This window comes from Paenibacillus sp. ov031, from assembly GCF_900143165.1.
In the GTDB taxonomy this organism is placed as follows: domain Bacteria; phylum Bacillota; class Bacilli; order Paenibacillales; family Paenibacillaceae; genus Paenibacillus; species Paenibacillus marchantiae.
The window spans coordinates 1,590,373-1,605,075 of the sequence record NZ_FRDO01000001.1 but is presented as its reverse complement, the minus strand read 5'-3'; the positions used below and the strand labels follow the sequence as shown (position 1 = coordinate 1,605,075).

The window sequence follows — 14,703 nt, the reverse complement described above, 5'->3', positions numbered from 1 at the left end:
GGAGCTACTGGTGCAACAGGATCAACTGGGGTGACCGGTGTGACTGGTGCCACAGGAACAGGAACGACTGGTGCAACAGGATCTACAGGATCTACAGGTGTAACTGGTGCGACAGGCGCAACGGGAATCGGAGCCACCGGAGCGACGGGTTCTACTGGAGTAACCGGTGTCTCAGGTGCAACGGGAACAGGCGCTACTGGCGCCACTGGTGCGACAGGATCTACTGGGGTAACAGGCGCAACAGGCGCAACTCCTACGTTTGTAGACTCATACTTTAATGGTAATATTCAACCTCAGACAATTGCTTCTGGATCAAATATTTTAAATATTACTCCAAACCAATTTACTGCACTTACTTATAATGCAGCAACTAGTGTTTTCACAATACAAAATGCAGGTTTGTACAACATAAGTGTTGTACTAAATCTTGCAGCTGCTACATTACCAGGAGCAACAATTGGGCTATCGCTAAATAATTCTACAGCATATCTGGCTGCTGCTGTAACCACGGCAACAAGTGGTCAATTGGTTTTAGTTCAAGTTGAGTCCTTTGCTGTTGGAGATACAATTCAATTTAGGAATATATCTGGGTTTCCTATTACCATTGCTAATTCATCAGTAATAGCTAACAGCGCAGGTCATGTAACTATTTCAAGGTTCTCAGCCTTCTTTTGATCATTTATACAATTATATGATGGCGACAAGGCGTGCATTAGGCTGACTAAACCAGACTCTTGCACGTTAGCTATCCAACATCAGTTGATGATAAAAAACGAAAAAAAGAAAAGAAATAATTGCGCAATATATCATTGAATGGTAAGTGTTTTGTTATTTTTTACTCACTGAACGAGGACATTTCCAATTAGGGATAAAATAAATGACATATAATCGAGCTCTGGTCAACATACAGATGAAATTTCGAGAAGGTGAGGTTGTACAGCGTTTCATCCGTGAGGGGGATAAATAATTTGTTAAGTCCATTAAACGGTTGGGGGGATCGGGCAGCTTATTATGGATCTTGTGAGATACTTAGCTGGCTTGCCTAAGAGGAACGTAGTGGTATTAAGCAAGCACAGGCTGAAGGTATTGCTGAAGCCAAGAAATAAATGGATCACATGGGGCAGCCACAAATGAATTTGAATACACTTACACTAGGTCAGCGGGGCATCCTGAATGCCGAGTATCTCAACTGGAAGAATAATGAGCTGTCAGCTGTAGAATTTATGTTCAGCAGTGCTTGTACTATAAAAAGGGGATTGCATCATCCTCGTAGGTAAATCTTGCATATCAGTTGCATTCACATAATCGCTTAACGCAGACAATCCTGATACTTTATGGTAGTTATAGATGTTCGTGGTTGACGCAAAATGCGCAGCGCTAGAAAGTCCAATAATAACAGCAAAACGCGTTATAGTGTAATTTGAGTTTTCCAATAATTGTTTCGTCTTCTCAAAATGTTTTTTCATGACATATTCCAATTATCGTTATGCTTGAGACGCGTTTAAATGTGTGATGAAGGTAATACATATTGATGTGCAAATTTTCTGCTATTAAGCTGAGTGTTAAGTGTTCTTATAGTTTTTATCGCATAAAAAAACTTCCCATGGAGAGGAGAATTATATCGATCCAGATAAGTGGAATCTGCTAATAATGAAATTTTGTGAGTTTTATAGTATCGGGGAAAAGGTATATCCGTCTAGATTGGCTCCAGTCTTTGCACCACCTGTCCGTTAGTGACAATATTCCTGCCAATAACCCTCATTTAACAAGAACAGGCGCTCAACAGCACGTTTAGCTATATAGAAGTGCTGTTGAGGAGCATAGTGTCTGATACACAGTACGAAGAAGGGATGATGAAGGGAAAGGAAGCAAGAAGCATTACGAGGTTAAAAGTTGATCTTTCACAGCACTTACACAAAACAAGCCGGAATTCCTTAGCATACAGAATTTCCAGCTTGTTTGATTTATCGTACGTTTTTCGCGTTTTGTTGGAGGTACCCCCAATGGGACATGCAGACTGCGTTTCTCAAGGACGGACGACTAGAAATTATTTTCTAAAAGGGAGCTGCAAATACGAATCATACTGTCCGCCGCAGTGAATAATATGCTTACCATGATTTACCGGTGGTGCGGCAGGTGTACCCGGCATTATGCCACCGACTTCATCCTTGGCGCTTACAATAAAGCGAAGTTGCTCTCCCGGATAAAGGAGCATTCCAATTGGGAACATCTCAATTTCAATCTCTACAATCTCACCCTTGTGGAGTTTTTCTTCACGATCAAAAGTATATGCAGGTACTTCATTTGTACTCTTTTCTTCATTAAGGTGTCTCATTGATACACGAAGACGACCATTGCTTCCTTTATATCTTAAAACACTTCCGCCGCGGTCTGTTAGATCATGCATCCTTGCAGTCATATTTGGAATTACAAACTGCTGAAGGTGATTTCCGAATTTATCAAGCTTATAGAGATATACAAGTATATCCATATCATCGCTTCCATCAACTTCAACATAAAGTTTTGCTTTAGGATAACCGACAAGTTCTGTCTTTTCCTCTGCTTTATAGAGGAAGGATGCCTGTGCAGGAGATGCCTCACTGTCATAAATTGCAGGTATATCTGTTTGGGCAAGTGTTTCTGAAAGAGTACGAGTAACTCCGTTAAGATACATCTTCTTGTATACCGTTCCTTCTGGTGGGAACGTTTCAGCTTCTATACCTTCGTAATGACCGCCTTCAAAATCATGAAGCGCATACCGCACCACAGGTGTTTTCTCCCAGCCATTATCTATTCCCTTAAGGAAATGGTCGAAGAATTTAAGGCGATCTTCCTGCTGTTCTTCCTTGTAGAAATCCGGCCATTCCTGATTGTCATGGATACGAAGCCATTTGTTTTCCTTTGGCATATTTCTCCAAGCACGAAATGTGCCTGGTGTGTGCAATGTATTGCTGTAACTTGCTACAACATAAGCAGGGCAAGTTATATTCTCGAATCTAGCAATTTTATCCTCCCATAAGTCACAGTTGGCAAATGGATATTTAAGTCCTTCATCATGTACATCTTCTCTCCTAACAGCTTCACCGGCATGTACATGGTTAACCTGCAGACGAGATGCAAAGTTTACATCAAGTATACCACCGCGACGAATGAGGTCACGATAAGCATCTCCCAAGCCTTCCTCCGGATTTATTGCTGCAAGGTGGGGCGGCTGCTCAGCAGCAATAAACCACTGTGAAAATGCAAGATACGAAGTACCGCTTGTAGCGACCTTTCCGTTACACCATTCCTGTTCTGCAAGCCATTCAATAAGATCATAGCAATCACGAGCCTCTTGTGTACCAATCATATATATATCGCCTTCAGAATGAGCAACTCCTCTCGGATCAGGATTGCAAACTGCATAACCATGATTGCACCAGTAAGCGGGGTCACTGCCTTCGAACTTATGAAGACCCGAAAGTTCTGAATCAGGTATACCAATCATACCAAAAAGATTTGTGTATCTTGGGGCTGTGCCGGCTGCCTTTCCATAAGGACTCCAAGAAATAATAACAGGAACCTTTTCTGCTCCAGAGGGGCGGAAAACATCAGTGTAGATGGTAACACCATCTCTAAGTTTTACCGGTACATCTTTTTCAAAAATCACATCACACGGCAGTGGCATAAAACGTTGATCTACTTGATAGCCTTTCTTTAGCACCGTTGTACCCGGGTTAAATTGGCTCAGTATACCGTGCTCTACTCCATCATCGATATATTCGAATGATGGGTTGAATAACATCATTTCTTTTACTTTATCCATAGTTGCTTCCTCCTTAAAATTGAATTGCATTCTTTGATTTAAAAATCTTCTCTCGTTAGTTGATATCGTCCCCGTGCATCAAAACGTTATTCGCATTTTAGAAAACCTCGTTTGGGGTACGGAAGAAATTTACCAGGCTTGTCCAGATGTAACAAATTTACATATAATATAATCCTTCATTTTGAGGGGAACATCCTTTTCCATGATTATCTCTTGATTTTCATAAGTGAAGTAGTCACGACTATTTTGCTCAAACCTTATACAGTGTCATGGGGAAGTGTTGGTTTCAACTTTGCATGAAAACTCCGATTATTTATATCGAATTTTGCTTAGCTTTTATATTCGTTTTAATTTTGCCTGTATCCCCTCCCAGATGATAAGTTATAATAAACGAACAACCTGTTGTTTATTACACTTCGAATTATAAAATTGGAGAAGTCTATGTTCAATAATTAAAAATGCCAAATGTGTTGGTTACGGAACACCTTTAATGATTGTGTTGGATAAAATTAAGGAGGAATTTACTTGCGCAATATTAACCCTGATTTACGTGTCATTCGGACAAAAGAATCCATTCGACAAGCACTAGTTGAACTAATAAATGAAAAAGGTTTTAAAGCAATTACGGTTAAAGACATAACAACGAAGGCGAACATTAATAGAGGTACGTTTTATGCTCACTATCAAGACAAATTTGATTTAATGACTAAATGTGAGGAAGAAATTATGCTTGATATGTCCAGAATTACAAAACAAAACTATCCAAGTGTTATTGCCGCACTTGAAAGTGACTCTGAAAAGTTAATTCCATTTTCCTTAACCGTTTCAATATTTGAGTATTTAAATTTGAATGGTGGATTTATGAAAGCTGTGTTAGGTCCAAACGGGGATTTAACATTTCAAACAAGATTGAAACAATTTATGTGGGAAACACTCTATGGAAATAATCCAAACTCATTTGTAAAAGAAGAAAATCTTCTTGTTCCAGGACAATATTTAGCTGCTTATATGGGGACTGCAATAATAGGGGTAATTCAGCAATGGTTGGAAAGTGGTACGAAAGAAACTCCTCAAGAAATGGCTCGTATCCTAACGACCATATCAGTTAATGGTCCATTCTATGCAGCTGGTTTAAAAAAATAATTCAGCACAAAATCATTCATTGTAGAGAACGCCGAAAACGGCCTTGTGTTTATTAAATGACCGCTAAATTTCATTTCAAACCGTTGGCAAAAGCACGTCTACGATGATGGAGGAACGAAAAACCGGCATTATTACGAAATGGCCGTTCTGACAGAGCTGCGCAATTACGTTCGTTCCCATTGTCGGGAGCCGTCAGTATAAAGATTTCGAGAAATAACTTGTGCCGAAAGAGGATTGGAAAGGTTATAGAAACTCTGATGGAACTTTTCTTGAGTTTGTAAGATAAGAAGATGTAATTGAAGGAAAATATTGACAATTATTATTCACATCTTATTTTTATTAGCATATCTTAAAGTAACACCTTTTTTTCTTCATTGGTATTCCAAAACCTCGCTTTGGCGGTGTTTTTGTTTGTCGAATTGAAAAAGGGTGATACTCTTGTTCTAACATATCTCGTGAATAAGATAACAACACAGAGATTGAACTAAACTCTCTTGTAGAAACCTTTCATTTTAGCCGTGTCAAATTAAACATTTCTGAATAGCTTAATATATATCGAAAATGAGGGGGAAGAAATATGAGTGAAGTTGGATATGAGTATGGCAATGGAAGTATCGGAGGGTTTGGTGGAGGTTATAGTAGCACAGGTGCAATATTGGTACTCTTCATCCTGTTAGTCATCATTTCTAAAGCATTCTTAGTTTAATATAGTAAGCTTTAAAAAATTTCCGCTACATTTCCTTGGCGGATTTTTACATAGAACCAAGTAAAGGCTAAAAACTAACCCGGATAATTGGAGAAATGAATTATAACGATTGCCGGAATGGGTAAGAACATGTTCCCATTACCGATTAGATATCTATCTAATCTTTTTTCCTCAGCGGAGGTGCTTATAAAACCTGCTTTTTATACCTTTAGTTAGGAAGCATGAACACTTTTACAATTTCACAAAAGGACTCACCAAAAAACGAGCGCATCCTGAACATGGATTCGCTCATTTTTCTACTATCCGTAATCCTATTCGTCTGTATCGGTCGAAGTATCCTCATTGAGCTTTTTATAATCCATTCCCCATGTTTCCATCACACTAATGAGGGGTCTCAGCGTATTACCTAAATCGCTCAAGCTGTATTCGACTCTGGGCGGTACCTCCGCATAGACGGTACGAATGACGATACCGTCTCCTTCCATGGAACGCAAATTTTCGGTCAATACCTTTTGGCTAATTTCCGGAATACTTTTGCGAAGCTCACCGAACCGTTGGGTTCCTTTCAGAAGATCTCTCATGATAAGTAATTTCCATTTATTACCTATCAAACCGACAGTTGTTGCTACAGGGCATTCAGGCAACTCTTTTTTGGTAAACATTTAAGCTAATCCTCCAATAGTTACTTTTTGGTTCCTATCTAATAAAAAGGTGCCTACTTTCAAAACGATTATAATGCTTATATTATAAAGCTGTCGAGGGAAAAGCAACTTGAATGAAAGGAGGGAACATGTTGCAAGAAAGCTTGGGAATGCAATTGGCAACCTATTTCTCAGACAATTGGAGTGCTTTCTTCGCTCTGGGGAGAGAGCATATAGAGGTCAGTTTACTGGCATTGCTTTGTTCTGCATGGATCGGAATTACACTGGGATATCTGACCATCACATACAAACGCTCGGAAAAGTGGATTGTATCGCTGATTCAGATTCTGCGGGTTGTGCCTAGCCTGGCTGTTTTACTCCTATTAATTCCGTTGATGGGCACTGGCATGAAGCCAGCATTGGTTGCTTTAATCTTATTGGGGGTACCTCCCATATTGATGAATACCATTTCCGGTTTGAATCATATTCCTCTATCTGTTCTTGAATCTGCTAAAGGGGCGGGGATGTCTGATCGTCAAATGATGTGGAAGATCAAGTTCCCTCTTGCTGCACCACTCATTCTGACAGGAATCAAAACAGCTGCCATTGAAATTATCGCCAGTGCCACCTTGGCTGCCAAGATCGGAGCTGGTGGATTCGGTGAGATCATTTTCACCGGTCTAGGACTTAATCGAATCGATTTGCTTCTAATTGGCGGGGGATCTGTGGCGATATTGGCCATCTTAATCGGAGTCTTGCTTGATATATCCGAACGAATGTTATTTCGATATCAATTTTTGCAAAGGTAGGAAAACGACATGAAAAACAAAAAGAAAAAAATCTATATCATAACTTCACTTATCATCGTATTATCGCTCCTGTTGAGCGCCTGTGGTGAGCAAAAAAATCAGCCTTCGGAAAATAAAGAGACATCGATTCGAATCGGCACCAAAGATTTCACTGAAAATCTGATTGTGGGAGAACTTTACGCCTTGGCCTTGGAGGATGCCGGCTACCAAGTAGAGCGTGTACCTAACATTGCGGGATCTGTGATCCATTCTTCCATTGTGAATCAAGATATTGATATGTATCCGGAATACACAGGCACCGGTTTGTTAGCCATCCTGAAGCTGGAGTTGTTGACTGATCCGGATGAAGTATATGCCAAAGTGAAGGAAGAATACAAAAAGCAATTCAATTTGACCTGGCTCGACTATTCTAAAGCCAATGATGGAGCAGGGCTCGTCATACGTGCAGAAGCCTCGGAACAATGGGGAATTAAGACGATTACTGATTTACAGAAGCATGCAACCGAGCTTCGATTTGCCTCTCAAGGAGAAGTGGATCAGCGTGCGGACGGTATTCCAGCATTGGAGAAAGTATATGGCAAACTAAACTGGAAGTCCTCCAAAGTCTACGACAATAGTTTGAAATATGAAGTGCTTAAAAATAATGAGGCAGATGTTGCACCTGCATATACGACGGAAGGACAACTCGTAAATAAAGATCAGTACATCCTATTGGAAGATGACAAACAAGTATGGCCCCCTTATAACTTGGCTCCTGTCATCCGTGATGAAGTACTGTCTGCACATCCAGATATTGCTGAAGTCATCAATAAGATCAGTTCGGCACTGGACACAGACACGATCACGGCACTTAATGCCAAAGTTGATGTCGATCAAGAAGAATATGAAGACGTCGCAAAAGCCTTCTATGAATCCATCCAATAAACGTAGTGGTAACATGGGGCCACCAGCCATCAAATTTCATAATGTGTGCAAAACATATTCAAAATCCAATGAATACGCAGTGAATCATGTCAATTTGTCTATTGAAGAAGGGGAGTTTATTACCATACTGGGCTCCTCTGGATCTGGAAAAACGACGCTTTTGAAAATGGTAAACCGTTTGTACGAACCTTCTCAGGGGAACATTAAGCTGTTTGGAGAAGACATTGTATCCATAGATCCCGTGATGCTAAGAAGAAGAATCGGTTACGTCATTCAGCAGGTTGGGTTGTTCCCACATATGACCATCGCGAAAAATATCGCTACCGTACCTCGTCTGTTGAAATGGGATAAAGAGAAAATCGAGGAGAGGGTCTCCGAACTACTGCATCTGGTGGGACTGTACCCTCGGACGTATGAACATCGCTATCCTTCACAATTATCGGGAGGGCAACAACAGCGAATTGGACTCGCCCGAGCTTTAGCGACCAATCCTGCGATCATGCTTCTGGACGAGCCTTTTGGTGCTTTGGACGCGATTACCCGTCTACATTTACAGGATGAATTATTGAAAATTCATGGAGGGTCGAATAAAACCTTCCTGTTCGTCACACATGACATTAATGAAGCGTTCAAGTTGGGCACCCGGGTCATAATTATGAATCAAGGGAAAGTGTGCCAGTTTGACACGCCTAAAGAAATCGTTAATCATCCTGCAGATGAATTCGTAGCGTCGCTTATTCAATCTTCAAGGGAGCAAGAACGTTTCTGGGAGGCCTTAGAATGATCGATTATGCCATCAAACATCCAGATAAGTGGGGAAGCGCACTGTTCGAGCATGTGGAGATACTTGTCATAACCATGGTGATCTCAATTATTGTCGCCGTGCTTCTAACCATCGTAATCCTGACTTCCGACTGGGTGTCACGCATTTTCATTTATGTTTTTTCCATTTTGTATTCCATCCCCAGCCTGGCTTTGTTCACCATCATGATTCCTGTGACGGGACTGGGTACAACGACGGCAATCATCGTGCTGATTCTATATAATCAATACATTCTTCTGCGCCACTTTATCGCAGGTTTGAATCATGTGGAACAACCTATTATTGAGGCAGCTACCGGGCTGGGCATGAGTCGTATGCAAATATTGATTCAGATTCGGGTACCCTTGGCGATTCAAACCCTTTTTACAGGACTGCGACTTGCCTCCGTATCTACGATTGGCATGGCGACCATTGCTGCATTCATCAATGCTGGCGGGTTAGGAACGATCTTATATGATGGTTTACGCACCATGAATATCGATAAAATTCTGTGGGGAAGCATCCTGTCCGCAGGACTTGCCTTGGCGACAAATACATTATTCATTCAGTTGGAAAAACGAATCTACATCGGAGCGGGGAGATGAATTTTGATGAAAGCAGTTGTACTGGAAGGTGCCTGTGCACCTGAAGAACTAAAAGTACGGGAGGCTCCCATTCCCGAAGTTAAACCAGGCTGGGTATTAATCAAGATCAGAGCATTGGGCATTAACCGCTCGGAAATGTATACAAGGCAGGGGCATTCACCATCCGTTCAATTTCCACGGATCATTGGTATTGAGTGTGTGGGGGAGATCGAGGACGCATCGGACAGCACTTTCCAAAAAGGACAGCATGTCGCTTCTCTGATGGGAGGGTTGGGGCGAGAATTTGATGGAAGCTATGCCGAGTATGTTTTGATTCCTTCAGAGCAGGTGTATCTCATTCCTGGTGGAATGGAGTGGACTACGCTCGCTGCCATTCCAGAAATGTATTACACGGCATATGCATCTTTATTTGAAAGTCTTCAATTAACTAAAGGAGAAGTGCTTCTCATTCGAGGCGGGACCAGTTCCGTTGGTCTGGCTGCCCTCCAGCTTGCCAAAAGTGTAGGAGCCACCGTTATATCGACCACTCGTGACAGCGGAAAGCTGACATATCTTCAGCAGGCGGGTGCGGACCTCGCATTACTTGATGATGAACATTTTACGAATAAAGTAGTTGAAATTGCTCCAAATGGAGTGAACAAAGTGTTGGAATTGATCGGGACGGTGACCTTGAAGGAATCTTTGAAATTGGTCTCAGAACGAGGAATCTTATGTATGTCAGGCATATTAGGCAATGAATGGACCCTCGATTCCTTCGAACCATTGATTGATATACCAACAGGTGTTTTCTTTACGGCTTTTACAAGTGAAGTTATTAAAGAAACGGTGCTGGTCGATCTATTTAATCATATAAAGGACCATGCACTTATTCCGCCCATTGCTAAAGTGTTCAAACTAGAAGCAATAGCAGAGGCTCATCTGTTAATGGAGAGTAACTCAGCAAATGGCAAAATTGTAATCACGAATGAATAGGATGTGCCTAAAAGAAAAGGAAGAATAAAAATGAATTTCAATCCTAAAAAAACAGCATTATTAATTATTGATTTGAACCCAGAGATGGTGCGGATTATGGATATCAAGTGGTTATTGCAACGGATGGAACCTCAACTATTAGGGAGGAATGGCAATACTATGCAATGAACAACGTGGCCACTAAAATGACAACTGAAGAAAAAATTGTCCGAGGACAAGAGCTTGTTCCTATTCATAGGAAGGTTAATTGAATTTTGTCACATACTTCAAGTATGCGAACGATAAAAAAAGTAAGGTTGACTTACAAGATTTAAGACATGTTACAGTCTCTTTGTTTACAAAACGTAACATCATTCAATGTGGATAAAAACTAGAACTTCAGACTTCATTTAATTCGTTAAAGCTAGTAAAAACACAGAAAAAAAAGAAGAGGTCGAACCAGTAGGTTCTGGTGACCTCAAATACGTTAGATTAGGTTGTTAATTCATGAGAGAAATATACCGGCTAAAGAATAGGGATCTTGTTATGCCTGACAGACATCCAATACAGGTAACGATCTATTCTTTTGCGCTATGTGACAACAATTGCTTCAGATTGTCATCAATAAATTGATTATCGGCACTGTTGATTCCACGACCGGCAAAATGGCCCCATTTCGATTGTATTGGGTTAAAGGTAGCGTTGGGTATGCGCTCAGCTTCGTATTCATTGTCGTCCGCTGTGCAGAAGAGATCCGTGCTCCCCGGCATGATACAGGCAAGAGCTTTTATGCTCTGAAGTGCTTTATCAAAGTCTCCGTTATAGGAAGGGTTGGCACTAATATCTGCATGTTGGCCTGTCCATAACATGGACAGAACATTGTGCGGATCCATATTCATAAAGCTCTCTTCCCAGACACCAGCTACAAAATCCTCCAATGTGTCAAATCCCATCTCACGATAAAGCTCCTCTCTATAAAACGCATGCGATAGTCCCCATCCTGCATAGACCCGGCCAACGGCGCGCATGTCAGTAGAAGTCAATTGGTTTAGTTTACTTGAGTCGAAGCGGACTGCAGATAGCAGGGAAGCTTTTACACCTTCCAGAACTACATATGTGTGAGGCCAAGGTTTGGCGATTCCCCCGAAAGGTGCAATTCGTTCGACCATCTCTGGATAACTTGCACCCCATTGAAATGCCTGAATGCCGCCCATGGACCACCCTACGACGAGAGCAATCTTTTGAATGCCGAATTTCTCGGTCAGCAGTTGCTGCTGAAATCTAACGTTGTCATAGATGGTTACCTGTGGATAATGAGCTCCATCGAATGGATGAGGTGTGTTACTGGGAGATGAAGATAGTCCATTGCCCAGCAAATTTGGAACGATAATAAAATATTTCTCTGGATCCAATGCCATCCCGCTGCCAATTAGCCATTCATTTTGAACATGCTGATCCCCAAAAGCCGTTGGATAGACGATAACATTATCTTTCTGTCCATTTAATTTTCCGTACGTTTTATAAGCAAGAAAAGCGTTTGGTAACGTCACTCCTGATTGTAAGATTGCATCACCCAAATTAAAAATTTCATAGTCCATCGTATGGTCGCTCCCTTCAAAATGAAAAACCACATGTCACTGTGATCTCTTGTGCTCAGTATAGAGCCATGATACCATCAATAAAAGTGAATAGAATTCAAGATAGTATTCAATATAATTGAAAGATGAAGGGGGAGCATCGGATGGAATTGCGTCAACTGAATACGTTTTGTACGGTTGCAACAACATTAAATTTCACGCGGGCAGCAGAAGTGCTGAGCTACGTTCCTTCCAACGTCACGATGCAAATTAAAGCATTGGAAGATGAGCTAGGTGTTCGCCTCTTTGATCGGTTGGGCAAGCAACTCGCGCTCACAACTGCGGGTAAACGCTTTTTAACACACGCCCAAGGCGTTCTTGACAAATTGGAGGAAGCTCGTAGTGCTGTTCATGACAATGAAAATCTAAGTGGCACCCTAACGATAAGTGCCAATGAGGTTATTTGCTCCTATCGGCTTCCGCCTGTCTTTCAACGGTTTCGTTCGCAACATCCGGGAGTTCGTCTGATCTTTCGCTCAGTTCCAAATCAAGAGCTCAAGCAAACGCTTTTTGAGGGAACCACGGATATTGTTTATATGTTGGATGAACCCATTCGCTCGAGTGGACTTTCCGTGGAACCGCTGCTGGAAGAACATTTCAGATTGTTAGCTGCTCCAGATCACCCGCTCGCCAAACGAACTGTGCTGCAATTGGAAGATTTTCATGAAGAAGTGTTCCTGACCAATGAGAAGGGTTGTCCATATCGAACGATGTTTGACCGGTCATTCGAGAAAGAAGGCGTTGATAGCATTACGTATTTAGAGTTTCAAAGTGCTGAAGCCATTAAAAAATGTGCGATTTCTGGAATCGGTATTGCCTTTCTTCCTGAAATCGTCGTGGAAGCTGAAATTGAACGCGGAGAACTTGTTGTCCTTCCATGGGAAATTCCGGATTTGCACGTGTATACACAGATGTTGTGGCATAAAGACAAGTGGCTTTCACCAATCATGTTATCTTTCATTGAAGCAGCAAGGGATGTTTTTCGTTTACAGAATGAGAATAAAACCATATAGCCTATGTATAAAAGAGGCATCAAGAAGTATTCTGATGAATTCTTTAATGTAAACAAATCCAAATTCCACTTCAGTTAATCCATTTTCTCTACATATTTTTAATAGTATATTGAGGTAAATAAAGTGATCATTCACTTTGATAAATCCGAAACTGCTTTGTCGGTAATATTTTATGGCTTCGTACGGGTTGTAAAACCATCGAAATATGGGAGTTTAAAACAGATGTTGAGCCGTAGTTAGTTTTATGAAAGGAAGTTATAGGTGTGAGTATTTATTACGATTCAAGCAAAGAGGATATCACTAAGGATGCACTCCAGGAGTTATTTCTTTCGGTAGGATGGGAGTCTGGCAAGTATCCAAACGAGCTTTTACAAGCAATCGGAGGGTCTCATTCAATTGTTACCGCTTGGGAGGGAGGAAAGCTTGTTGGTTTAATAAATGCTTTGTCAGATGGTGTTTTAACGGTATATTTTCATTATATGCTTATTAATCCGAGTTATCAGAGTATAGGTATAGGTAAGGAAATGATGAATATAATGCTTGATAGATATAAAGGGTGTAAAACAAAAGTATTAATTTCTTATCCTTATGCAGTGGATTTCTATAATAAATTGGGTTTTAATACAGAGGATGGAGCTACACCAATGTTTATCTCAGAGTTGATATGAGTGAACTAACGGGGAACGTTAGCTCAATAAAACTAAGAAGAAGGCATCAAAATGATCAGAGAACGGGAATATTATATTAGAGTGATGATGTCTCATTAAGCTATCAGCAGGTTAACGTGGAAACATATTTCTCATAATGCAATTCCATGTTATGGTAATATAGTGTTAGATTTAGCGAAAGTGTACAATGGTGTGTAAACGAAATGGCTGAAAAACCGTTTGTCTTTCTAGCGTGTATAATATGTTTTATCGTTAAGAATGGAAGAATGTAAATAGTACATATGGAGGTAATTAAGTTTGAAATCTCACTACTATCTCAGTTGGTTTAATGATTTCTTTCCAGAGAAGCTGGTCAAATTGTTGCATGAGGATATAACAGACAGAAAATCGCTTGTTATGATTAGCGCTGATCCGTCTGGTTATACAGGTGAGCAAATTAACTTTGATGATGTTTCTGAATGGACATGGTTGAAGCAGGCTAATATTATTTTTGATGAATATCATTTCATTGATTACCGCATGCAGAAGGAAGATGCCCGGCGATTCATTCAAAATGCTTCTGTCATTTTTTTGTGCGGTGGATATCCTGCTTTGCAGAACGATTTTTTGGCCGAATATGAGTTATCGAATGTTATTAAGAACAGCAATGCCGTTATAATGGGTGCCAGCGCCGGTGCGTTAAACATGGCTGCAAAATGGTTAAGCTTGAATAACACTGATGAAGTTGAAACAAGTACTATTTATGATGGTATTGGCTTTGATCATTTTGCCTATGAATCTCATTCTCAACGCGACTACGCCACGTTTGTTCAAGGCTACCTGTTACCCTTGTCTGAAGAGATTGATGTTTACGCGGCAGAGCAGGAGAGCGCTATACGTGTAAAGGGCGGCAAAATAGAAATAATGGGTCCTGTTTATTTAATTTCCCACTCAAAGATTCAGAAATTAGTTGAGACGCTCTAATTAGGGTGAGTGGCCGTGAACTAACAGAATTAATTC

13 protein-coding genes and 1 pseudogene are annotated in these 14,703 nt (G+C 40.8%); 11 read left to right on the top strand and 3 right to left on the bottom strand.

The features are described 5' to 3' along the window. Window positions 1-675 (top strand): annotated as a pseudogene (locus BUA17_RS31440) (hypothetical protein); the annotation flags it as partial. Between the two features lie 1,372 nt (window positions 676-2,047). Here BUA17_RS31440 and BUA17_RS06855 read toward each other — a convergent pair. Beyond that, complete coding sequence (locus BUA17_RS06855) at window positions 2,048-3,805, bottom strand: CocE/NonD family hydrolase (protein WP_072733026.1); 1,758 nt, start codon at window positions 3,803-3,805, stop codon at window positions 2,048-2,050. Window positions 3,806-4,330: 525 nt separating this feature from the next. On the opposite strand from BUA17_RS06855, the gene BUA17_RS06850 reads away from it, so the two are divergent. Together BUA17_RS06850 and BUA17_RS30575 are read left to right on the top strand one after the other, a co-directional pair. Beyond that, on the top strand, window positions 4,331-4,948 hold the full coding sequence (locus tag BUA17_RS06850) for a TetR/AcrR family transcriptional regulator (RefSeq protein WP_063567489.1): 618 nt from the start codon (window positions 4,331-4,333) through the stop codon (window positions 4,946-4,948). Between the two features lie 577 nt (window positions 4,949-5,525). After that, window positions 5,526-5,654 carry a sporulation protein YjcZ gene (locus BUA17_RS30575; RefSeq protein WP_082935059.1) on the top strand — a complete coding sequence of 43 codons (129 nt, stop codon included), beginning with the start codon at window positions 5,526-5,528 and terminating at the stop codon, window positions 5,652-5,654. Between the two features lie 311 nt (window positions 5,655-5,965). Here the strand turns inward: BUA17_RS30575 and BUA17_RS06845 are convergent, their stop codons facing one another. Continuing rightward, window positions 5,966-6,316, bottom strand: coding sequence for a winged helix-turn-helix transcriptional regulator (locus tag BUA17_RS06845; RefSeq protein WP_072733025.1), 351 nt, complete (start codon window positions 6,314-6,316; stop codon window positions 5,966-5,968). Between the two features lie 128 nt (window positions 6,317-6,444). On the opposite strand from BUA17_RS06845, the gene BUA17_RS31435 reads away from it, so the two are divergent. From BUA17_RS31435 to BUA17_RS06825, 5 genes are read left to right on the top strand one after another with little or no spacing between them, the layout of a single operon-like run. Further along, the gene (locus BUA17_RS31435) at window positions 6,445-7,104 is read left to right on the top strand and encodes an ABC transporter permease (RefSeq protein WP_139295620.1); all 660 of its coding nucleotides are present in this window, start codon (window positions 6,445-6,447) and stop codon (window positions 7,102-7,104) included. 9 nt (window positions 7,105-7,113) lie between these two features. Further along, a complete protein-coding gene (locus tag BUA17_RS31430; protein ID WP_063567486.1) occupies window positions 7,114-8,028 on the top strand; it encodes a glycine betaine ABC transporter substrate-binding protein in 915 nt (304 codons plus the stop codon). Then, window positions 7,988-8,812: an ABC transporter ATP-binding protein gene (locus tag BUA17_RS06835; protein ID WP_244552085.1), complete on the top strand. Its 825-nt coding sequence runs from the start codon at window positions 7,988-7,990 to the stop codon at window positions 8,810-8,812. Before BUA17_RS31430 ends, BUA17_RS06835 begins: the two co-directional genes overlap by 41 nt. Next, window positions 8,809-9,435 (top strand): ABC transporter permease, encoded by a 627-nt coding sequence (locus BUA17_RS06830; protein ID WP_064637842.1) that lies wholly within the window; start codon window positions 8,809-8,811, stop codon window positions 9,433-9,435. Before BUA17_RS06835 ends, BUA17_RS06830 begins: the two co-directional genes overlap by 4 nt. Before the next feature lie 6 nt (window positions 9,436-9,441). Then, on the top strand, window positions 9,442-10,407 hold the full coding sequence (locus BUA17_RS06825) for a zinc-binding alcohol dehydrogenase family protein (RefSeq protein WP_072733024.1): 966 nt from the start codon (window positions 9,442-9,444) through the stop codon (window positions 10,405-10,407). A gap of 557 nt (window positions 10,408-10,964) precedes the next feature. Here the strand turns inward: BUA17_RS06825 and BUA17_RS06820 are convergent. Further along, on the bottom strand, window positions 10,965-11,984 hold the full coding sequence (locus BUA17_RS06820; RefSeq protein WP_072733023.1) for an alpha/beta fold hydrolase: 1,020 nt from the start codon (window positions 11,982-11,984) through the stop codon (window positions 10,965-10,967). A gap of 143 nt (window positions 11,985-12,127) precedes the next feature. Between BUA17_RS06820 and BUA17_RS06815 the strand changes: the two genes are divergently transcribed. The 3 genes from BUA17_RS06815 (at window position 12,128) to BUA17_RS06805 (ending at window position 14,667) form a co-directional block, all read left to right on the top strand. Next, on the top strand, window positions 12,128-13,036 hold the full coding sequence (locus BUA17_RS06815; RefSeq protein ID WP_072733022.1) for a LysR family transcriptional regulator: 909 nt from the start codon (window positions 12,128-12,130) through the stop codon (window positions 13,034-13,036). A gap of 263 nt (window positions 13,037-13,299) precedes the next feature. Further along, a complete protein-coding gene (locus BUA17_RS06810; RefSeq protein WP_072733020.1) occupies window positions 13,300-13,704 on the top strand; it encodes a GNAT family N-acetyltransferase in 405 nt (134 codons plus the stop codon). 297 nt (window positions 13,705-14,001) lie between these two features. Then, a complete protein-coding gene (locus BUA17_RS06805) occupies window positions 14,002-14,667 on the top strand; it encodes a Type 1 glutamine amidotransferase-like domain-containing protein (protein WP_072733019.1) in 666 nt (221 codons plus the stop codon). The last annotated feature ends 36 nt before the right edge of the window (window positions 14,668-14,703 follow it).